Consider the following 22036-nt stretch of genomic DNA (forward strand, 5'->3'; position numbering starts at 1 on the left):
ATGTGGCCGGGGTAGCCGTCAGAACTGGACGACGCGCCCCACCCGTGGCGGGGTGACGCCCGCGAGCACGTCGAGCCAGGCCCGCTCCAGCGCGGCCGGGCCGGTGCCGAGCTGGACCTCGAGCCATCCGCCGGCCACCTCCGCGAAGCGCCGCCAGGCGTCGGCGAACCGCTGGTCGAGCCCGTCGCGACCCCAGTCCAGGCGGCGTTTGCGCATCTGCACCGGGGCGAAGAAGACCTCTCCGGCGGCGTCGGCGTTCGGAATCTGGTTGGTCAGGCCGACCGCGATGTCGCGGACCAGCCGGTCACCGAGGCGCCGCCGCAGGGCGGCCCGGGTCGCGGGCGCACCGGACAGGTCGAGGTAGGCGGTCGGCACCGGGTCGAGCGCGGCGATCCCGTCGTACGGCAGCACCTCGTCGTAGCAGCCGAGCGACCGGGTGAACGCGAGGTTGCCGGGCGAGGTGAGCCCGACCAGGCGCGGGCCGCGCCCGCGCAGTTCGACTGCGGCGGCGTACGCGGTCTTGCTGGATGCCGACGAGAAGACCAGCGACGTCGCGCCGTAGCAGTCGTTGTCGACGATCTGGTCGGCCAGCATGAACGAGGTGAAGAAGAGCGGCCGGAACAGGATCAGCAGATCCTCCTGGTCGGTCCGGTACGCCGGGTCACCGACGGTCGAGCGGTACCCGTTGTACGGCGAGGGCAGCTCCGCCCGGTGCACGCTGGCGTCCCGGAACCCGGTCGCGTCCACCCTCGACGGCCGCACCACCAGGTGCCCGGCCGGTGGAAGGTAGCCGTACACCCGCTGCCCCACCTCGACCTCGGCGACGGTCGAGGCGACCACCTCGGCGAAGCCCCACAACGGCGGCAGCCCCCACTGCCCGCCCAGCCCGTGCCGGCCGGGCGGGAAGAACTCCCAGTACCGCATCGACTCGCCGAGCACCGCGTAGGTGACGTTGTTGGCGGTCAGCCCGACGCGGTCCACGCGCAACAGCGCCTCGCCGTCGGACAGCTCCGGCACGGCCCACTCCACCAAGGTGGTGCGACTCAGCTCGGCACGGGCCACGGCGAACGTCCAGGAAGCAGCCATGCTGAGACGCTAGGCAGTCAGAGCCATCGAAACAAGATGCACTGCTAGTGCAAAATCCCACTCCGCGTCGACACCGCACAACCTTTCCTGGCGGCCCGGGGTCTTCCTGTCATGGACGATGCCCAGGCAGGGCTGGAGGGCACAGGTGACCGATGACGGCTTCCGCGAGTTCGTCGAGATCCGGTACGCGGACCTGATCCGGACCGCGTACCTGCTGACCGGGTCCCGGCACGCGGCCGAGGATCTGGTGCAGATCGCGCTGATGCGGGCGATGGGCCGGTGGCGGCAGGTGGACGAACCGATGGCGTACGTCCGGCGGATCATGGTCAACGAGCGGACCAAGATCTGGCGGCGGTTCGGTTCCCGGGAGTTTCTCGCCGGTGTCACGGATTCCTGGCGGCCCCAGAGCGAACCCGGCCGGGACATCGCCCAGGATGTCGTGGTCCGCGACGAGATGCTCGCCGCGTTGCATGACCTGCCACCCCGGATGCGCGCGGTGCTGGTGCTGCGCTACTGGGAGGACCTCTCCGAGAGCCAGGTCGCCGAGGCGCTCGGATGCTCGGTCGGCACTGTGAAGAGTCAGTCCTCGCGGGCACTCGCCCGGCTACGGAAGGTGCTGCCGGCAGCATCGCCCCGGCCGGTGACGCCGGCACGACCGGCACCGCGACCGGACGTCGACAAGGCTTCGCTGGCCGCGGTACCGGACGCGTCGAACAGGAGGGACCCGAGCGATGGCCGATGAGATCAGGCAGGCGCTGGCCCGGCTCGCCGAACCGGTGGTGCCCGAGCCCGACCCGTACCAGCGGTTGCTCCGTCGCGTACGGCGACGCCGGCGGCGACAGGCGGCGTTGACGGGTGTGGCCGCCCTGGTGTTGGCCATGGTGACCATACCGCCCGTGGGTCTTGCAAGCCTGCTGAGGACCGACGAGTCCACGCTGGCCACGGCGGCGTACCAGCCGGCGAGTCCGATCGACGATCCGATGGTGCGCCGGCTGCTCGACTCACCCACGCGCGGCAGTCTGGCCGGCGACACGGCGCTGATCGCCACCATCGAACGGGAGTACCGGGCCGCCCGCGCCGACCTCCTCGTCGATCCGTCGTTGGACGAGGTGCGGGTGCTGTTCGCCGACGACATGCCAGGCACATCCCGCGTTGTGGTGGTGGCCTATCTGAACGACTCGCACGCACTGATTCGCCAGAGCACCGGCCCGGAGGGTGCGTCCGTGACGGAACTGCTCGACCAGACCGGGACGCCGGACGAGCCACAGGAGTTGACCCCGTACCTCTTTTTCGGACGGTACGCCCCTACGGGCGACGACCACGTCGCCGATCTCGCGGTCGGCCTGGCACCGGCCGGTTGCCGCGTGGAGGTCTCCAACGCCGGTCGGCTCCAGCCGGACGGCTCCGTCGTCCGGTCCTGGGCCCCGATCAACACCGACGGTTACGTGGTGCAGGCGGGTGAGCCGGCCGGACGGTGGCAGTTCACCTGCGACGGGACCGTGCGGTACTCCGGCCCGGCCGTCCAGGCCAGCGTGCGGACGAACCTGACGATCAAGGAGGCGCAGGAAACCGACCTCGGCAAAACCGCCGTCCGCGAGCTGCGCGACGTGCTCGACGGCGAAGGACTCGTCGGCTCGACGCCCGAGGTGCTCTGGACCGGTCGGTTGCCCACCTGGGTCCCCGACGCGCCGGCAGCCGTCCTGGTCCGGTCCTGTTCGCTCGATGGCGGTTGCGCCGCGCTACTCAAGGCCGACGCTCGCGCGCTTGCGCAATCGCACCCAGCGGTTCCGCCCGACCACCGGACAGGCATCGGCAGCGCCGCCCTCGTCGCCGTGCCGTTGCCGGGCGAGACCGCCGGTGTGCTGGTGGCCGGGCCGGAATCGGCAGCGCGCGCCGAGCTGGTCGACGCGCGGGGGTCGACGGTGACCGATGGACCGCTGAACGACGGAATCGGTGTCTTCAAGATCGACCATCGCAAGGTCGCGGGGGTAAAGGTCTTCGACAGTGCGGACCAGCCGTTGCTCACCGCTGCCACGCCTCGTCTCAGGACCGACAGCGACCAGCTCGCCGAGCCGACGGTCTGGGCCTGGTGAGGAGCCGCCCCCGAACCCGTCAGGTTCGGGGGCGCGCCGGCAGTCGGGCCGGGTGCGCTATGCCGCCATGCGGCGGGTCAGTTCGGCTGCCCGGTACGCCGCGACCTGCCGGGCCTGGCCGGCCACGAACCGCCGCAACGGTGCCGGCGCGTGGGCGGTGACCCGTTCGTCGACCCGGGTGCCCTCCGGCACCGGGGTCAGCTCCACCACCGCGCGCAGGGACACCCAGCCCGGGCTGCGCACCTCGCTGACCAGCGGGCCGCGCGGCGGCGTCGAGACCATGCGTACCCGGATGCGGTTGTCCCACCGCAACGGCCCGACCAGCCGGAACCGCTCGACGGCGAGGTAGTCGGCGGTCGCGCGGCCCTCGGCGTCGTGACCGTGCCGCACGTCGTCGACCGCCACGATCAGCGGCGACAGTCCGATGTAGCTGCGCGGATCGGCCAGGTGGGCGTACACCACGTCGGGCGGGGCCGCGACGGTGCTGGTGGTCTCGAACGCGATTGGCGGCTTCCGGTCCTCGGGCACGCACCATGGTGACACGCCGGCGACGCGACCATGTTCCGCCGCCGGCGTGCCCGACAGGTCAGGACGGCTCGGCCGCCTTGGCCAGCCCGCGCTCGACGGCCGCGATGAGCTGCGGACGCAACTCCTCGGGCCGGATGATGGCGTCCACCGAGCCGACCTCGACCGCACGCTGGATGCTGTGCACGCCGTCGAACTCGGCGGCCACCTCGGCCAGCTTCTCCGCCCGCACCGACGCGCGCACGTCCATCAGCTGCGTCACCAGCGCCGCCCGCTGCCCGCCGGTCGCCGCCGCCACGCGCGCCTCCAGATCTGCCACCCGCGGATCCTTCGCCGTACGCGCGTTCACGTCACCGGCGAACACCACCGCCGCAGCCGGCGCGCCGCCGATGACGGAGGCGAACGAACCCTCCACCGCGAGGACCGTCATGTTCGGGTTGAGCGCCTTGGAGAAGACCACGAACGCGCCACCGTGGTACCGCGAGATCACACAGAAGACGATCGGCCCGTCGAAGTTGACGATCGCCCGGCCGATCTCCGCGCCGTACTCCAGCTGCAACTGTCGCATCGACTCCGGCGAGCCGTCGAAGCCGGAGAGGTTGGCCAGCACCACCAGCGGCCGGTTTCCGCTGGCCGCGTTGATCGCTCGGGCCGTCTTCTTCGACGAGCGCGGGAAGAGCGTGCCGGCGGTGTAGGTGTCCGGCCCGTCGGTGGGCGGGAATCCGCGCCGGGGCACCGAGCGGGATTCGATGCCGAGCAGGCACACCGGGATGCCGCCGAGGTGCACGTCCTGCACGACCGCCGTCTCGGCGTCGGCCATGCCCGCCCAGCGTTCCAGGACCGCATGATCCTGGTCGGCCAGGGCCCGCATCAGCGTACGGATGTCGAAGGCCTTCTTGCGGTCGGGGTTGCGCTCCCGGGAGAAGATCTCGCCGACGGTGGTGAAGTCGCTGTCCGGCACGCTGTGCGGGTAGTCGGAGATGTCGCGGTCGACCGGGTCGGTGGTGACCGCCCGACGTGGCCGGCTCTCGCCCGGCGCCACGTAGGCGTGGTCGTGGTACGCCATCAGGACCTGGTGAGCACCGCGCAGGTTCGGCGCCCAGTACTGGGCCTGACCGTTGGGGCCCATCACCCGGTCGTAGCCGCCGATGCCGAAGTTGTCCTCGGCGGACACCCCACCGGAGAAGTCCAGCGACTGCTTGCCGGTCAGCACCATCGCCGAATCCGGCGTCATCACCAGGATGCCCCGGGTGTGCATGAGCATCGTGGCCTCGGCGTTCCAGTACGGCTGGGCGCCCACGGTGATGCCCGCGACGACGATGTTGATCTCACCACCGGCCTGGGTGAACTCGACGATCCGCTTGAGCGCGGCGGCCACCCAGTCCATGTTCTCGGTGCCCGAACTCATCGAGATCCGCGCGCCGGCCGACAGCGCGAACCAGTCGACCGGTACGCGCATCCGCTCGGCCAGGTCGAGCGCGGCGATCACCCGCGCACACTCCGGCTCGGCCAGCGCGCCCAGCGCCCTGGTCGGGTCGCCGAGCAGCACCACCCGGGTGACACCTTCCGGATAGCGTTCGGTGGGCGTGCTCGCCACCCCGACGACGATGCCCGCCCGGTTGTGCCCCTTCGGCCGCTGCACCGGGACCAGCTCGCCGGACTCGGTCAGGTCGTACTCGACGAAACTGCCGTTGCGGCCGGCCAACATCTCGGTCAGTTCGTACGGGTAGGTCGTGCCGCGCCGCCGAGCCGACAGCACCTTCTGCCGGTAGTCGTCGAGCGGCTCAATCAGCTCCGCCGTCGGCTCGGTGACGGAGATCCGCATGCCCTCGTCGTAGGAGATCTGCACCGCGATGTCGGTCAGCTCGCCGGTGTCCTCGTCCCGCTGGCGGCCGAGGAACAGCACCTCCTCCAGCCCGGCGTCCGCCGTGATCGGCAGCACCCGCTGGGCGACGGTGTTCAGCTCCTCGATGCTCAGGTCGTTCGGCGGCCAGACGAAGAGGGTGATCCGGTTGGTGTCGAACCGCTTCTTCGCCGGGCGCTGCGCCTGTACCTTGCGGATCGCGTCGAGACAGGCGTCGAGCGCGCCCTCGACCGCGGGCAGCGCGAGGATCCGGCCGTCGGTGTCGCGCAGCGGGGTGAGGTCGCGTACCTGGGCCATCGCGGCCAGCCGCTCGTCGGCCGGATTGTCCGGCGCGACGCAGTGGAAGAGGTACACCTCCTCGTCGGCCGAGGGCAGCCGGGTCAGGTCGAAGTGGCGTAGCCGGGGCAGTTGCAGACGCTGGGCGATCAGCGGGTGCAGGCCCCGGATCACCCGGTCCTCACCGAGATCGGGCCGGAAGGTGAAGTGATGGTGCATCTCGGCGCCGTTGCGCCCGGCCACCGAGATCGTCACCCGCTGGAGCACGTTCAGCAGGCCGGCCTGGTCGAGCACCTCCCGCAGGGTCGTGGCCATCGCCTCCGCGTCGGGCTGCTCGGCCCAGGTCAGGTACACGTCGGCGACCGACGGCGCGGCACCCTGGCCGGGCACCGGCGACGCCGAGCCGGCATCGTCGCCACCCGCTCCGACCAGCGCGGCGACCTTGGTCAGGGTCGCCGACAGGCCGGCGAAGTCCGTGGCCGCGGCAACCAGGCGGAAGCGTTCGCCGTCCCGGTCGTACCCGGCGGTGAAGAACGACTGCCCGGTCACCTCGACGGCTCGGGCGTCGCTCGCGCCACGGCTGCCGTAGTAGCGGCGGCTGAGCACTTCGAGCATCGGGCCGTGGTCGACGCCCGGCCGGCCGATGCGCTGGGCGAGCAGCCGGACCAGCGGCTCGGGCGAGGCGACCATCGTCGCGATCCGCTCCGCCCGGTCCGCCGCGTCGGGGTTGCGGTCGAGATAACGCAGGTTGCCGCGGACGTCGGCGTACACCTCGGCCCGCTTGCGTCGCAGCATCGGCTGCGCCGCCCAACGGAACACCACGCTGCGGGCGAGGTCGCCGACCACCGGGAAACGGCGCTGGGTGGCGAAGATCAGGTGCTCCAACGCCTGACCGACCAGCTCGCGCAGGCTTTCGGCCGGCGGCGGCTCGGTCAGCCACCGTTGCAGGAAGGTGACGATCACCTTCACGTCGGCCGCCGCCCGCTGCTGGGCCAGGAAGATCCGGAAGACGGCCTCCTCCAGTTCCGGCGTCCGTTCGAAGTCCTCGACGCCGTAGTGGGCGAGCACCCGGGCGAGACGCTGGCGGAACGTCTCCGGCAGCGCCGCCCGTTCGACGTCGAGGAACTGGAGGTAGCTGTGGAAGTACTCGCGCGGGCTGTGCACCCGGGTGTCGGCCTTGGTCTCCTCGCCGGCCGGACGGTTGCGGCTCAGCTCGGACAGGTCGGCGAAGACCTGGAGCAGCTCGACCTCCTCCTCCAGCGGCCGGTGCGGCAGCTCGGCGCGGGCTGCCAGGTACGCGGCGAGGGCTCGGCGTTCGTCACGCGGATCCAGGTCGTAGCCGAGCAGCAGGCTGCGCAGCTCGGCGATGCCGCGTGCCACGCGGTCCCCGGCGGACAGCCCGGTGGGCTCGGACGGCAGCTCCAGGTCGACGGCCGTGGACTCGGTGGCCTCGCTCGCGGCACCGTCACCGAGCGGTTCCAGGCGCAACAGCGGTGCGCCGGTCTCCACCTGACTGCCGACGGAGACCAGGCACTCGCGCACCTTCGCCGCGAACGGGGCACGCAGCACGGTCTCCATCTTCATGCTCTCCAGGACCAGCACCGGCGCGCCGGCCTCGACCTCGTCGCCCACGGCGAGCGGGGTCGCGACGACCAGCGCGGGTGACAGGGAGCGCAGCACGCCGCCCTCGTCCCGGCTGACCCGGTGCGTGATGCCGTCCACCTCGACCAGGTGGATGGGCCCGTGCGTGTCGGTGACCAGCCGGAACCGTCGGCCGTTGACCAGGATCCGTCCACTGTGCTCGTCGAAGCGCTCCAGCTCGACGTCCACCGTCGAGGTGTCACCGACGCCGACCCGGAACCGGTGCGGGCCGGTCTGCGCGACGGAGACCCGGTAGGTCGCGCCGCGCAGCTTCAGGTCGATCGGCCGGCCGCTGACGTGCTGGACCTGGGGACGGCCGCCGTGCGCGGTGGAGAGCAACCGCTGCCGCTCGACGTGCGCCTCGTCCTCGTACGCCTCGATGGCGGCGGCGGCCAGCGCGACGCCGGAGTGCCGGGTGGAGACCAGGCGGCCCTGCGCGCGGACCCGGTCGATCCAGCCGGTGTCGGCGCTGGCGTCGATGACCTCGGGCTGGTCCAGCAGGTCGAGGAGGAAGCTCTTGTTGCTCGCACCGCCCTCGATGATCACCGTGGTCTCGGCGACCGCGCGACGCAGCCGGCTCAGCGCCTCGTCGCGGCTGCGACCGTACGCGATGATCTTCGCGATCATCGAGTCGAAGTCGGCGGGGATCACGTCACCCTCGCTGACCCCGGTGTCCACCCGCACGCCGGGCCCACTGGGCAGCACCAGTCGCACGATCCGGCCGGGCGACGGCGCGAAGTCCCGGTCGGGGTCCTCGGCGTTGAGTCGGGCTTCGACGGCGTGCCCCGCCTCGGTCGGGATCCGGTCGCCGAGCCGGCCACCGGCGGCCACCTGGATCTGCGCCTTGACCAGGTCGAAGTCGGTGGTGGCCTCGGTGATCGGGTGCTCCACCTGCAACCGGGTGTTGACCTCCAGGAAGGCGAACATCCGGTCACCCGGGTGGTAGAGGAACTCCACAGTGCCCGCACCGCGGTAGTCCACGGCCAGCGCGAGCCGCTCGGCCGCCTCCTTCAGCTCGCGAGTCTGCTCGGTGGAGAGCACCGGCGAGGCGGACTCCTCGATCACCTTCTGGTTGCGCCGCTGCACCGAGCAGTCCCGTACGCCCAGCGCCCACGCGGTGCCCTGGCCGTCGGCGATCACCTGAACCTCGACGTGCCGCGCACCGGTGACCAGCCGTTCCAGGAAGACCACACCGCTGCCGAAGGCGCGTTGGGCCTCAAGGCTCGTGCGCTCGTACGCCTCGGCAAGTTCGGTGTCGCTACGCACCACCCGGATGCCCCGGCCACCCCCGCCCGCAGTGGCCTTGAGCATCAGCGGGTAGCCGATCTCGACCGCGGCCCGCTGGGCCGCGTCGAGGCTCTCCACCGCGCCACGACTCCACGGCGCCACCGGGACGCCGACCTCCTCGGCGATCAGCTTCGCGCCGATCTTGTCGCCGAGCTTGCGCATCGCCTCCGGGCTCGGGCCGATGAAGGTGACGCCGTTCTTCTCGCACAGCTCGGCGAAGGCCGGATCCTCGGCCACGAAGCCCCAGCCCACCCAGGCCGCGTCGGCACCGGTGTCGTGCAGCGCCCGTTCGAGGATCCGGTGGTCCAGGTAGGGTCGCGCCGACGCGGGTCCGAGGCAGTAGCTGTGGTCGGCCTCGCGTACGAAGGTGGCCGAACGCTCCGCCTCGGTGTAGAGCGCGACGGTCTCGATCGGCGGGGCGTCGGTCTCGGCGTTGAGCTCGCGAACAGCGTGGATCAGCCGCATGGCGGCCTCTCCCCGGTTGACGATGGCGATGCGGCTGAACACCGAGCGGGCCTCCGAAGATCGTCCCTGACAGGAGGGACTCTCCCTCGGACAGGGGGTCCCGTTGAACCAACCTTCGTGGCTACCGGCGGGTAAGGAAGACGTGGGAACTGCCACCTCCGGACAACGGATTTTGTGGAAAACCACCAACGCCGCCCTCCGACGCCGGTTGCGGGTGGCCCGGGTCACCCCGAACGGGCCTCGGACGACCACGTCCAGTCGAGGCGACAAACACCCTGCGTGGCGGTGACATCTCTCAAGATCATTAACGTTTCCCTGCCGGACCTGGTGCTATACGGTCAGCGGGTGAGAGTTGAGCGTCACTGGTGGAACGGCGACCACACCCCGCGCGGACGTCGCGACGTCTACATCCGTACCGACGGCGAGTCGTGGGAGGTCGAGGCCCGGGCCGGCGGCGGCACCGGCCGCTCGAAGATCTACCCCTGCCCCGGCCGCAAGTCGGCGGAGATCCTGGCCGGCGCGTGGATGGGCGGTCAGAGCCGCTGGCGGGTCGTGGCACCCTCCTGAACCTCACCGGCAGCCTGCCCGCCACCGGTCGGGTAGGCTGATCGTGCGACCCGCCTGACCGCGGGTCCGATTCGATGTCCCGAGCCCCGCGCCTTCGACGCGCCAGGCCACGGCCGGCACCACTGCGCCGGGGCGGGACATCCCCTTCTACGTTCGGAGCCTTCATGGCGGCACGCCGCCCGCAGCAACAGCAGACCACCCCGCCCACCGTCCCGACCTTCGCCGAGCTGGGCGTGCCCGCCGCACTTACCCGCGTGCTGGCCGCGACCGGGGTGGACCGGCCGTTCCCGATCCAGGCCGCGACTCTGCCCGACGCCCTCGCCGGTCGCGACGTGCTCGGTCGGGGCCGCACCGGTTCGGGCAAGACGTACGCCTTCGTCCTGGCCGTGCTCACCCGGCTCGCCGCCACCGCCGCGCCGCGCCGGCCCGGACGCCCCCGGGCGCTCATCCTCGCGCCCACCCGGGAGCTGGCCACCCAGATCGACAGCGTGATGGCGCCGCTGGCCCAGGCACTGTCGCTGCGGACGATGACCGTCTTCGGCGGTGTCGCCGCTCGGCCGCAGATCACCGGGTTGCGCGCCGGGGTCGACGTCCTGGTGGCCTGCCCGGGTCGGCTCGCCGACCACGTACAGGCCGGACACGCCCACCTGGACGCCGTCGAGATCAGCGTGCTCGACGAGGCCGATCACATGGCCGACCTGGGGTTCCTGCCGACGGTACGCCGACTGCTGGAGCTGACCCCGCGCACCGGGCAACGGCTGCTCTTCTCCGCCACCCTGGACTCCGGCGTCGATGTGCTCGTCCGGCGTTTCCTCACCGATCCGGTGGTGCACAGCGTCGACTCGACCAAATCGCCGGTCGCCGCGATGACGCACCACGTGCTGCACGTGCACGCCGAGGACCGGTTCGCCGTCTTGGTCGACCTGACCGCCGCGCCGGGACGGACGGTGGTGTTCACCCGCACCAAGCGGGGTGCCAAGACCCTCACCCGCCGGCTGGTCGCGGCCGGGGTGGCCGCGGTGGAGCTGCACGGCAATCTGGCTCAGGGCGCCCGTACCAGGAACCTCAAGGCGTTCTCCGACGGTACGGTGCGGACACTGGTGGCCACCGACATCGCGGCCCGGGGCATCCACGTCGACGACGTGGCCCTCGTGGTGCACGCCGATCCACCCGTGGAGCACAAGGCGTACCTGCACCGCTCGGGGCGTACGGCCCGGGCCGGCGCGGCCGGGACCGTGGTGACCCTGATGACCGACACGCAGGCCCCGGAGGTACGGGAGCTGACCCGCAAGGCGGGCATCGCGGCGACCACCACTCGACTGCGCCCAGGGGACGCGCTGCTGCGCGAACTCGCGCCAGGGGAACGGACACTGGCGGTCGCGCCGGCCGCGCCGGCTGCCCGGCCAACGGCCGCCCGTCGGGAGGCGTCACCCGCCTCCGCCGGCCGCAACCGGCGCGGCGGCAAGTCCGCCCAGGCCAGCTCGACCCGGTCCGCTTCAGCCAACTCGGGGCGGCCCGTTCCGGCCGGTTCCGGGCGGTCCGCCTCGGCCGCCTCGGCGCGCTCCGGCGTTGCCCGGTCGGGTGCGGCGGCCTTCTCCGCCCGGGCCCGGCCCGGTGGACGTGGCGGCGGTCGCTGAGCGACACAGCCCGTCCGGTACGCCCCGGCCGACAACCCTGAACAACGCTTGCGAAAGCCCGCCGGCAGCGCCGGCGGGCTTTTCTTGCGCCACCCGAATACCTAGAACTACTATGCCTCATAGTTCTAGGTATTGGTGGTGGGAGAATCTCATGAAAGTCACCAAGGATCTCGTCGCCGCCTCGGCGACGCCGATGGTGCTCGGCATCCTGGCCGACGGGGAGAGCTACGGGTACGCGATCCTCAGACGCATCAACGAGCTGTCCGCCGGCGAGTTGGACTGGACCGAAGGGTTGCTCTATCCCCTGCTGCACCGGCTCGAACGGCTCGGTCACGTGGAGTCGAGCTGGCAGTCGGTCCCCGGGGAACGGCGACGCAAGTACTACCGCATCACCGACAGCGGCCTCGCCGAACTCGCCGAGCAACGTCGCCAGTGGGACACCGTGGTGAGCGCCCTCAAGGCGATCTGGGTCGACCCCGGCGACGTACGGCGCTCGACGACGATTCCCCTCGGAGGTCTGGCATGACCGCGCCCGGCGGGCCGGACGGCAGCACGGCATCCACCGGCCCGGACGGCGCGACCGCGCCAGGCGACCCCGAGGCCACGACGACAGCAGCCGGCCAGGAAGGGTTGGAGGCCCAGTTCGCCCAGTGGCGTCACTACGTACGACGCCGCCCGGAACTGCAACGCTCCGACGTCGATGAACTGGAGGACCACCTTCGCGGCTCGGTCGACGAGCTCATCGCCGCCGGCCTGCGCCCCGACGAGGCGTTCCTGGTCGCGGTCAAACGGCTCGGCGGCCTGGACGAGTTGTCCCGCGAGTTCGCCCGGGAACACTCGGAGCGGCTGTGGAAGCAACTGGTGCTCACCGGCGGCACCGACGACCCGGGGACGGGCAACGAGTCCCGGCGCGACCTGGTCGCGATGATCGTCTGTGCGGTCGGCGCAGCCGTGTCGATCAAGCTGCCAGCGCTGTTCGGCCTGGGTTTCCAACAGGACGGCGCCTTCTACGCACCCAACTTCGCGCTGTTCACGCTGCCCTGGCTGGCCGCGTACCTGGCCTGGCGCCGCCGGGTTGGCAGGGCGCTGATCGGGGTGATGGTCGCCCTGTTCGCGCTCGGTGCGGTGGCCGCCAACGTCTACTCCCTCGCGGAGGACTCCCAGTCGCTGGTGCTGACCACCATCCACCTGCCGATAGCCCTGTGGCTCGTGGTCGGTCTGGCCTATGTCTCCGACGATCTGCGCTCGTCGCGACGACGCATGGACTTCATCAGATTCACCGGCGAATGCTTCGTCTATTTCGTCCTCATCGCCCTCGGCGGTGGCGTGCTGACCGCCTTCACGGTCGGCACCTTCCAGGCCATCGGGATCGACCCCGAGGGCTTCGTCTCGGAATGGTTGCTGCCGTGCGGCGTGGTGGCCGCGGTGGTCGTGGCGGGCTGGCTCGTCGAGGCCAAGCAGAGCGTCGTCGAGAACATCGCGCCGGTACTCACCCGCCTGTTCACGCCGCTGTTCACCGCCGCGCTGCTGGCCTTCCTGGTCGCCATCGTCTGGACCACCGCCGGCATCAACGTCGAGCGGGAGGCACTGATCCTGTTCGACCTGCTGCTGGTCGTGGTGCTGGGGCTGCTGCTCTACTCGATCTCGGCCCGCGACCCGCTGGCCCCGCCCGGCCTGTTCGACAGGTTGCAGCTCGCCCTCGTGGTCAGCGCGCTCATCATCGACGTGCTGGTGCTGTGGGCGATCACCGAGCGGATCACCGAGTACGGCACCACCCCGAACAAGGCCGCGGCACTCGGTGAGAACGTCATCCTGCTGGCCAACCTCGCCTGGTCGGCGTGGCTGATGCTGGGATTCCTCCGTCGGCGCACCCCGTTCGCGGCCCTGGAACGCTGGCAGACCGGCTACCTACCGGTGTACGCCGGTTGGGCCTGGGTCGTGGTGCTGCTCTTCCCCCCGCTGTTCAGCTACCTCTGATCCGCCGCGCACCCCGAGCGGCCACCGCGTGCGGACAATCATCACCGCGACCCGTCCGAACGAGGTGGCCGCTCTTCGCGGCAAGAGTCGAACGACACGAATACCACCCTGTTCGGCGACGAAGGTTGGCTTATATAGCATCGATGCTATGGCTTGGGGTACCGTTGAGTTAGAGCCGGAAGTCGAAAAGTGGTTGGAGGGCCTGCCGGCCGCACTGTTTGCTCGTGCGGCATTCTACGTCGACCTACTGGCCGAACAAGGGCCACTGTTGGGCGAGCCGTACACGAAACAGCTGGAGGGGAAGCTACGCGAGTTGCGGTTCTACCTGGAGCGGCAAGCAGTCAGGATCACCTACTGGATCGCGTCGGACAAGCGGATCATCTTGCTGACCGTCTTTCACAAGACGCGTATGCGCGACGAGCGAGAGGTCGACCGAGCACGCCGGGTACTGGCCAGATGCATTGATGAGGCGCACCGTGTCGTGGAGAAGGAGGGCTAGATCATGGGCGGGCGTAGTGATTGGGCCTCGCTGCGGGAGCGGCGGATGGCCGAGCCGGGGGCGGCGGAGGCGTACGACGCGACGCGGTTGGCGTTCGAACTTGGTTGTGCGATTCGAGAGCTTCGTGAGCGCCGAGGTTGGAGCCAGGCACAGCTTGCCAAGGAATCGGGGATGACGCAGTCGGCGGTCGCCCGGTTCGAGGCCGGCGGCACCGTCCCGACCCTGCCCGTGTTGGAGCGGTTGGCGGCGGCCTTGGACGTGAGCCTCAGCGTCAGTTTCGAGCCACGCGACGCGGCGGCCTGAGTCACCGGCGATCGCCTGCTGATCAGGCTCCGGGCTGATGCACGCTGGTCGGCGGGCCGAAGGCGACCGGCACCCCCGGTGAGTAGAGCACGCTGCTCGGCGGCCCCTGCGGTGCCGGCAGCCCGGCGGCGGTCACCAGTTCGTCGTCCAGGGCGAGCAGTTCCGCGTGGTGCAGCGGCCAGCGTGGGTGCCAGTTCGGCAGGTGCCGGGTACGTCCGTACGCCCGGGTGTGCAGGCCCCAGCGGGCGGTGAGGAAGTGGTCCAGCGGCGTCGGCTCGACGATCGGCCCACCGACCCGGACCTCGATCCGGCTGGTCGTGCCGGTCGGGCCCGGCCAGCGACGCCGGCACCGGTAGCTGAGCCGATCACCGTCGCGCTCCAGCTTCATCGCCGACCACAGGTACGGCAGCCGCAGGGTCGCCCGGGCGACCAGCACCGGCACCAACCGGGAGGCGTCGAGCGAGCGGAAGACCACGGCCCGTCGGCCGGAGCCGTCCACGGAGTACAACCGGACGTTGGTCTCCCAGAAACTGCCGAAGTACGGTACGCCGGGTCCGAATCCCAGCCCCAGACCGACCATCCGGAAGCCGATCAGCCCGACGTAGGTCAGCCCGTCGAGCGTGTCGGGGCGGGTGCCGGCCGGCAGCAGCGGTGCGACCCGCGCCGGCTCAACCGGCCAGTGCAGGAAGATCAGGTCATCCCAGCGTTGCCGAAGGATCGCGCGGCGAAACCCTCGGATGGGCGCGACGTCGACCGGCTCGATGTCCACGTACCGATCCTGCCGGATCGGCCGACGCCGCGGCACCCGGCGCGATCCGCGGTCAGGTACCGGGGTGACGGCTGCTCATCCGGTTTCCGCCGGCCCGCTTCGCCGCGTACATCGCACCGTCCGCGTGCGCCAGGGTCTCCCCGAGGGTGTACGCGGAACCGCCGGCCACCCCGACGCTTACCGTCACCTGCCACGCAGCCATCCCGGCCACGGCGTCGACGGCCCGCTGGGCGACCTGCTCAGCGGCACCGAGACCCGCCCCCGGCAGGATCGCGACGAACTCGTCACCGCCCAGCCGGGCGACGAAGTCGTCCCGGCGGACACTGGCCGCGACCACCTGCGCCACCGCCCGCAGCACGTCGTCGCCGGTGGCGTGCCCCAGCGAGTCGTTGATGTCCTTGAACCGGTCCACGTCCACGATCAGCACCGCCACCGGATCGGTCCCGGCCGCCGTGGGAGTGGCCAGGCGCTCCAGGAAGCTGTCCAGGCCCCGCCGGTTGGCCACCCCGGTGAGCGGGTCGATCCGCGCGGCCCGTTCGGCCCGCTCGTGCTGCCACCGCAGCACGTCGTACGACTGCATGGTCACCGCCGCGTGCAGCCAGCGATGTCGCTGACGCCACAGCAGTTCCGCGAGCGCGTCGCCGTAGGTGAGGCCCGGCAACGCGTCGCGTGCCCCGGTCTTCGCCAGCAGCACCGCGTGCGTACGGTGCAGCGCCGCCGTGATCAACCAGTCGTTGTCGGGAGAGAGGCCGGTCACCGCCTCCTCGATGACCCGCAGCGCCTCATCCGGCCGTCCGGACCGGCTGAGCGCGACGGCGTGGAACGGCCGGCACAGCAGTTGCTCCTGGTGTCGCTGTTCGACGCCGTGCTCCCGCAACGACGCCAGTACCCGGGGGATGTCCTCCGCCGCACCGGCCGGGTCCTGGCGGTCGGCGCGGGCGCACGCCGCGAACAGCGACGCCGAGAGCCGCCACACCTCCGCCTTGGGGCCGGAGGCTTCCGTCATCGCCCGCGCCGCGTGCTCCTCGGCCACCGTGGTGTGTTTCTCCGCCTCGGCCACCTGACCCACCTGATACAGCTCCAGGGCCCACATGAGGTTGAGTTCCGCGAGGTTGCACAGCCACATGGCCCGGTTGCCGTTGTCCGGGTACCCGGGTCGGCAGGTCGTCTCGTATGCCGCCTGGAACTGTGGCGCCGCCAGCTCGTAGAGGCGCAGCTTCGCGTACCCGATCGCCAGCCCGGTGCGGGCGTTGCCCTCGATCACCGGATCCGGTTCGCCGGCCAGCAGGGCCGTCTCCGCGCGGACGAGGTCCCGCAGGACGGCCTCGATGTCGTACTCGGCGATGTCCTGGTCGCCGAGGCGGAGCCGCCGGTCGGCGCGCAGTGACAGCGCGCAGGAGCGCCACCCGGCGCTGTGCTCCCGCTCGGCGGCGACAAGCATCAGATCGGCGGCGGTGATCGCGGCGCGCAGGTCGCCGAGCCGGGTCAGCGCCACGACGCGCACGAAGTGCATCGCCGCCGGACCGTCGCGCAGTTCCCCGGTCGGTTCCCGTAGCGCCGCGACCGCCTCCGCCAGCACCTGGGCCGCGCCACCGGCCTGCGCCTCCTCCAGTAGCCGCAGGGCTCGGAGGGTCACATCGTCCATGCGGTCTCCTCCGCACCCGCCCAGGGAAGAACAGCCCGATGGTACGGTAATCAGCTCACTTCGATAGTCTCCGACCGGTTTGGACTCTGTGCCAGCGGTCGCCAGGCGGCGAGAGCGACAACCGCCATCGTCACCCCGGCGATCCAGAACGGGGCCGTGCTGCCCCAGGTGCCGGCGATCAGGCCGCCGAGGAGGGAGCCGACCGCCGCCCCGCCGAGATCGAGCACCGCGTACGCGCTGCCGACCCGGCCGAGCAGGTGGGACGGCACCAGCCGTTGCCGCAGCGACGCGACGGTTATTCCCCAGACCATGCCGTGCGCGCTGAACACGACCAGGACGACCACCACGACCCATACTGCCGTCGTGGTCGCCAGGATCAGATGGGTGACCATCTCGATGACCAGCCCGACCCGCAGCACCATGGTTCGTCCGACCGTCCGGACCAGCCGGGTCGCCAGCGCGGTGCCGGCCAGCCCGCCGACCGCGAACGCGGTGAGCAGGAAGCCGTAACCGACGTCGGAGACGCCCAGCCGCTGCCGGCAGTAGAGCACGAACACCGCGAACGCCGCGCAGAAGGCGACGTTGCCCACGCCCATGCTCAGGGCCAGCGTCCGTAGCAACCGATGCCGCCACAGCCACCGCACCCCCTCGGCGATCGAGCGGACCACCGACGCGTGCGTCGTGGCCGCCGGTGCCGGGGCCGGCCGCAGCCTCGCCAGCAGCACCGCGGCGACGGCGAACGTGAGTGCGTTGAGGCCGAACGGTGCCGCCGCGGCGATGACGAACAGCCCGGCGCCCAACGGCTTGGCCACGAACTGGTTGCCGATCGTGAACGTGGCGTGGAGCCGCGCGTTCGCGCTCGGCAGCCGGTCGGTGGCGACCACGGATGGCAACAGCGCACCCATGGCGGTGTCGGCCAGCGTCTCCCCCGTACCGAGCAGGAAGAGCACCACGTAGAAGATGACCACCGTGACGGTGTCGGTGGCGATGGTGACGGTCAGCGTGGCGAGCGCGACGGCCCGCACCAGGTTCACCGCCACCACCAGACGACGCCGGTCGAGCCGGTCCACGTAGGCACCGCTGAGCAGGGCGAACAACAACCAGGGCAGCTGTTGTACGAAGACTGCACCGGCTATCAGCGCCGGGCTGTCGGTGATGGAGGCGACCAGCAGTGGGCCGGCCGCCATGGTGACGCCGTCGCCGATGTTGGACACCGCCGAGGCGGTCCAGAGTTTGGCGAAGTCCGCGCCCAGACGCGCGGATACCAGGGCACGCAAGATTGCTCCTCGAACTGGAAGGGAAACGGCCGTCAGGGGACCGCTCCGCAGCGAGGAGCACCGCACCGTCGGTGGATCCGGCGGTGGACCGCACGAATCAGCGCACGGGGAACTCTCGCGCCGGAGCGGAGGCCGTGACCAGGTCGAAGCGCATGTCAACTCCTGTCGTCGACGGATGTCGAAGCGGAGGATATTTCCCCGAGCCCGTACTCCGACAGCGGGTTTCGCCGGGCCGCGACCGCGACGCCGGTCGATACAGTGACCCGGTGGAGCAGATCAGCCGCCGGCGGTTCCTCGACGAGGTGGCGGCCGTCACCCGGGACCGGCAGGCCACCACCCACCTCTACCTGATGCTGCGCGAGGGCGGCGGCATCGGCGTGCAGTGGGAGCAGCCCGGTCTCGACCATCTGCGGGAGTTCCGCGTGGTCGACCCGGACGGGCCCGTCTGCCCGCACTGCCTGATCATCGAGACGGTCCTGACACTGGCCCCGGTCCTGCCGCTCGACATGCTGCGGACGGCCCGGGCTCGGGTGCAGTACGAGCGGATCCTGCGCGCCGGCATGCTGCCGGCACCAGCGTTCGCCCGACAGTCGGTGAGTCGTGAGGTCACCTGGCTGGGGGACTGCCACGGCGCGACCGGCGATCCGCACACCGACGCGGACTGCGCCGAACACGCGGCGATCGGTCCGTCCGTCGTCACCGACCCGCTCGACGTGGATCCCGTCGCGCCGCTGCCCCGCGCGCTGCTTGAGCTGACCGACGCCACCGACGTCCGGGAACGGCTGCGGCTCGCCCGCGACTGGCGGGACACCGCAGCCGAGGTTGCCCGGCGCAGCCGATGGGCGGCAACGACCTGGGGCTTCCTGCGGAGTTCCGCGGTCCTGGGCGTCCCTACGGCCGGACGGCCGGGGATGGTCTACGCCCTCGACCCGGCCGCGGCGACCGACGACCGTCCCTTCACCGAGGTCGCCGCGACGGCGATGCGGTCGCTCTCCGGTCGGGATGACCTGGTCTACGCCGACCGGGTCTGCCTGGTACCCGACCCGGTGCCCGGCGGCGAGCGGATGCCCAGCTTCGCCGGTGCGGTGGACGTGGCGGCCGGGCAACCGGTACGCACGTTGCGGCTGCCGTCGAGCCGCCGGCCGCTGAGTCGGCTGGGCCGCGGGATCCTGCTGTTGTTCGAGGCGCGGCACGTGATGCTGATCCGTCACGTCCAGCGCGCCCCGGACTGGGAGTCGGAGGCGGCGCTGCACCTCTTCGAGTTCGGCATGTTGGAGGAACTCGGCGGGCCCGCGTACACCTCGGCCGTCGCCGCGTACCTCGACGCGCTGCGCCGCGAGGGCGAGTTGCTGGCCCGACCGCAGAAGGTCCTTGACCGCCGCGAGCGCAGGGCGCTCGCCGGCATCTTCGGCGGCCTCGACGACGAGGAACTGCACCTGTGGGGATCGGTCGCCTACCGCAACGCGATCATGGTCATGCTGGGCAGCCAGTCCGCCTTCGCCGAACACCTTCGACGTCAGGCGTCCTGACCCAGCGGCGGCCAGTCCGCGTGGCCGGGACCGGGTGGGTGGGGTCGGCACGCCGCCCCACCCACCCGGATCGTCAGTTACGCAGATTCCACTGCTGGTTGGCGCCGCCGTGGCAGGCCCAGAGGTGGACCACCGTGCCGTTTGTGGTGCCGTAGCCGCTGGCGTCGAGGCACAGTCCGGACTGCGCACCGGTGATGGTGCCGTTGGCGTTGACGTTCCACTGCTGGTTGACCTGGCCGTTGCAGTCCCAGATGATCGCCAGGGTGCCGTTGCTGGTGCCCTGCCCCGAAGCGTCGAGGCACTTGTTGCCGTACACCATGAGTTGCTTGCTGGCGGTGTACGTCCAGCGCTGGTTCGTCCCGCCGTGGCAGTCCCAGAGCTTCGCCTGGGCACCGTTGGTGGTGCTCGCACCTTCGACGTCCACGCACCGGCCGGACTGGGTACCGACGATCTGCACGTTCTGCGTGCTGCTGCCGCCCTGCGGACCGGCACCGGCCATCACCGCCTGGGCGCCGGAGGGCCAGTTGCCGTTGGTCACCGTCACGTTTCCGGACACGACGTTGCCCCGGTCGCCGTTTGTCACGTTGGTGCTGCCGTTCGTCGACCAGTTGTTGGTGACGGTGAAGTTGCCCATGTTCTCGGCGTACCAGTAGTTGGCGGTGGCCCAGGTGCCGGTGGACGAGAACACGTTGTTGCGGGCGGTGTAGTACCGGGATCCCTCGTCGAAGTAGACGCCGAAGTAGCCGTTGGTCCGCAGGCAGTAGTTGTCGCTGATCAACCCGCCCGGGTTCGCCGACAGGGTGTAGATGCACCCGCCGTCGTTCATCTGCTGCATCACGTCGTGCACGTAGTTGCCGATGAGCCGGTTGTTGGACGCGGTGGTGGCCGTCGTGTAGCGCGGCTGGTAGTTGTACAGGCCACGGCCGGCGTAGTGCTCGCTGCCGCCCGCGTCGTTGGAGCCCCAGCCGTACCCGATGGACATGCCGGTGTACGGCATGTTGTAGACCTCGTTGTACGACACCGTGGAGTTGGTGACGTAGGTGGTGAGCACCGAGACGATGCCCCGGTACTCGATGCCCAGGTCGTGCAGGCGGTTGTTGCTGATGGTGATGTCCCGGTTGACCATCCGCTGGTCACTGGGGTGATGGGCGTCGGCGCGTACGCCACCGACGACGATGCCGCCGGCCGCGTTGCGGGCGATCTCGGAGCGGGTGATGGTGATGTTGCTGGCGCCCAGGCCCACGCCGCTGGCGTGGGCGTTGGCGTCGTTGCCGATGCCGATCGCCGTCTGCCCGAGGTTGACGAACTGGGAGTCGCTGAAGGTGATGTTGTTGGCGGCCGAGACCTGCACGGCGGCCGGCATCTGCTGCCAGTTCGGCCGGGTGGCCTCGAACTGCGGGCAGCCGTTGTGGCAGGAGGAGAAGCTGGGCCAGTTCCAGTTGCCGTAGATGTAGGCGCCGGTCTGCTGGTCCACGTAGCCCTGGTTGCTGCTGGCCCCCAGCCAGGTCGTGCCGGTGAAGGTGATCCCGGTGAACGAGATGTGGTGGGCCGGCGAGGCGTAGGTCCCGCCGAGGTTGACCAGGGACTGCTGCGTCGGCAGTTCCACGCTCACGCTGCTCATGTTCTGGCCGGCGAGCGGAATGTAGTTCAGCGCGCCGCTGCCCGGGTCGAGGTACCACTCCCCGGGCGAGTCCAGGAACTCGTAGGCGTTGGCCAGGTAGAGCGGCCCGGCGCGGTGCGGGCTGGTGAAGGTGTCGTACCCGAAGTTGTTGTTGCTCCAGCCGGGCTGCTGCATCCGGATCAGGTTGCCGCTGATGCTCTGCACCGACACGTACCGGTCGGTGAACGAGTTGACGCTCTCCATCTGGATGCGGCTCTGGTTGGCCAGGTTGTTGAGGTAGCTCAGGGCGCCGCTGGTGAACCGCATGCCGGTGCTGTCCGCGGTGAAGTCCGCCCGGTTGACCTGGGTACGGGCCCGGGTGGCGAGCGCACCGTTGACGTACAGCTGGCGGGTGTCGGTGCCGGCGCCGACGTTGGCCCGCCAGATGTTGCGGCCGGCGTCCACCTGCGTCCAGCCGGTGACCGCCCGCGCGCCGCTGATCACGGGACGGGCCGACGGTGCCGCCTGCCAGATCACCCGGTAGCCGTTGGCGCCGGAGTCGGCGGCGGTGAACCGCAGCGGTGCGGAGAGCCGATAGACGCCGTCAGCCAGTTGCACGACGATGTCGCCCGACATCGAGCTGTTCATCGAGCGGACGGCGGTCTGCGCACCGGCCAACGAACACGGCTGGGTGGCGGTGCAACTGCTGCCGCCACCGGAGGGGGACGCGTAGAGGGTGGTGGTCGCGGCGAGCGCGGGGGCGGCGAACGTGGTCACTGCGGCCACGGTGGCCGCGGCGGTCAGCGCCACCGTCGCGGCCGCGGCCAGCACCCGTCGGGGTGTGCCGGGGGGTGGAGGTACGGACACGGGGGTCTCCTTACCTGGACGGGCGGTGCGATGTGGTGGGTGGTATGTGGACGGCAGTTCATCATACGAATGATGTCTGCGCAAGGATCGACTGAGATCACGCCGGTGACCGGGCGTAGGGCGGCGCAG

16 protein-coding genes are annotated in these 22036 nt (G+C 70.8%); 9 read left to right on the top strand and 7 right to left on the bottom strand.

All coding sequences use genetic code 11. The features are described from left to right. Nucleotides 1-18: 18 nt before the first annotated feature. A complete protein-coding gene (locus tag KBX50_RS06400; RefSeq protein ID WP_210935434.1) occupies nucleotides 19-1086 on the bottom strand; it encodes a DUF2855 family protein in 1068 nt (355 codons plus the stop codon). A 145-nt stretch (nucleotides 1087-1231) separates the two neighbouring features. Between KBX50_RS06400 and KBX50_RS06405 the strand changes: the two genes are divergently transcribed. After that, entirely contained in the window at nucleotides 1232-1828 is a 597-nt protein-coding gene (locus KBX50_RS06405; protein ID WP_307870861.1) for a SigE family RNA polymerase sigma factor, read from the top strand. Beyond that, on the top strand, nucleotides 1818-3179 hold the full coding sequence (locus tag KBX50_RS06410) for a hypothetical protein (RefSeq protein ID WP_210935436.1): 1362 nt from the start codon (nucleotides 1818-1820) through the stop codon (nucleotides 3177-3179). The genes KBX50_RS06405 and KBX50_RS06410 overlap by 11 nt, the downstream gene beginning before the upstream one ends. A 57-nt stretch (nucleotides 3180-3236) precedes the next feature. Here KBX50_RS06410 and KBX50_RS06415 read toward each other — a convergent pair whose 3' ends face one another. Continuing rightward, entirely contained in the window at nucleotides 3237-3707 is a 471-nt protein-coding gene (locus KBX50_RS06415; protein ID WP_307870862.1) for an SRPBCC family protein, read from the bottom strand. A 58-nt stretch (nucleotides 3708-3765) separates the two neighbouring features. Next, on the bottom strand, nucleotides 3766-9279 hold the full coding sequence (locus KBX50_RS06420) for a biotin carboxylase N-terminal domain-containing protein (RefSeq protein WP_210935440.1): 5514 nt from the start codon (nucleotides 9277-9279) through the stop codon (nucleotides 3766-3768). Nucleotides 9280-9582: 303 nt separating this feature from the next. Between KBX50_RS06420 and KBX50_RS06425 the strand changes: the two genes are divergently transcribed. The 6 genes from KBX50_RS06425 to KBX50_RS06450 all read left to right on the top strand — a co-directional run bounded on the left by KBX50_RS06425 (nucleotide 9583) and on the right by KBX50_RS06450 (nucleotide 14220). After that, the gene (locus tag KBX50_RS06425) at nucleotides 9583-9804 is read left to right on the top strand and encodes a hypothetical protein (RefSeq protein ID WP_099851929.1); all 222 of its coding nucleotides are present in this window, start codon (nucleotides 9583-9585) and stop codon (nucleotides 9802-9804) included. A gap of 164 nt (nucleotides 9805-9968) precedes the next feature. Then, on the top strand, nucleotides 9969-11441 hold the full coding sequence (locus tag KBX50_RS06430) for a DEAD/DEAH box helicase (RefSeq protein WP_210935442.1): 1473 nt from the start codon (nucleotides 9969-9971) through the stop codon (nucleotides 11439-11441). 151 nt (nucleotides 11442-11592) lie between these two features. After that, a complete protein-coding gene (locus KBX50_RS06435; RefSeq protein ID WP_210935444.1) occupies nucleotides 11593-11967 on the top strand; it encodes a PadR family transcriptional regulator in 375 nt (124 codons plus the stop codon). Then, the gene (locus KBX50_RS06440; protein WP_247673199.1) at nucleotides 11964-13418 is read left to right on the top strand and encodes a permease prefix domain 1-containing protein; all 1455 of its coding nucleotides are present in this window, start codon (nucleotides 11964-11966) and stop codon (nucleotides 13416-13418) included. Before KBX50_RS06435 ends, KBX50_RS06440 begins: the two co-directional genes overlap by 4 nt. A gap of 148 nt (nucleotides 13419-13566) precedes the next feature. Further along, entirely contained in the window at nucleotides 13567-13917 is a 351-nt protein-coding gene (locus KBX50_RS06445; RefSeq protein WP_210935446.1) for a type II toxin-antitoxin system RelE/ParE family toxin, read from the top strand. A gap of 3 nt (nucleotides 13918-13920) precedes the next feature. Continuing rightward, nucleotides 13921-14220, top strand: coding sequence for a helix-turn-helix transcriptional regulator (locus KBX50_RS06450; RefSeq protein ID WP_210935448.1), 300 nt, complete (start codon nucleotides 13921-13923; stop codon nucleotides 14218-14220). Nucleotides 14221-14242: 22 nt separating this feature from the next. Here the strand turns inward: KBX50_RS06450 and KBX50_RS06455 are convergent, their stop codons facing one another. The 3 genes from KBX50_RS06455 to KBX50_RS06465 are packed head-to-tail and all read right to left on the bottom strand — an operon-like array spanning nucleotide 14243 to nucleotide 17911. After that, the gene (locus tag KBX50_RS06455; protein ID WP_210935450.1) at nucleotides 14243-14989 is read right to left on the bottom strand and encodes a YqjF family protein; all 747 of its coding nucleotides are present in this window, start codon (nucleotides 14987-14989) and stop codon (nucleotides 14243-14245) included. A 52-nt stretch (nucleotides 14990-15041) separates the two neighbouring features. Next, complete coding sequence (locus KBX50_RS06460) at nucleotides 15042-16634, bottom strand: diguanylate cyclase (RefSeq protein WP_210935453.1); 1593 nt, start codon at nucleotides 16632-16634, stop codon at nucleotides 15042-15044. A 50-nt stretch (nucleotides 16635-16684) separates the two neighbouring features. Continuing rightward, the gene (locus tag KBX50_RS06465; protein WP_210935455.1) at nucleotides 16685-17911 is read right to left on the bottom strand and encodes an MFS transporter; all 1227 of its coding nucleotides are present in this window, start codon (nucleotides 17909-17911) and stop codon (nucleotides 16685-16687) included. A gap of 266 nt (nucleotides 17912-18177) precedes the next feature. On the opposite strand from KBX50_RS06465, the gene KBX50_RS06470 reads away from it, so the two are divergent. Beyond that, entirely contained in the window at nucleotides 18178-19440 is a 1263-nt protein-coding gene (locus tag KBX50_RS06470) for a hypothetical protein (protein ID WP_210935457.1), read from the top strand. Nucleotides 19441-19513: 73 nt separating this feature from the next. Here KBX50_RS06470 and KBX50_RS06475 read toward each other — a convergent pair whose 3' ends face one another. Beyond that, complete coding sequence (locus tag KBX50_RS06475; protein ID WP_210935459.1) at nucleotides 19514-21907, bottom strand: RICIN domain-containing protein; 2394 nt, start codon at nucleotides 21905-21907, stop codon at nucleotides 19514-19516. Between the last annotated feature and the right edge of the window lie 129 nt (nucleotides 21908-22036).

This window comes from Micromonospora sp. C51 (assembly GCF_018070435.1).
Lineage (GTDB): Bacteria > Actinomycetota > Actinomycetes > Mycobacteriales > Micromonosporaceae > Micromonospora > Micromonospora sediminimaris.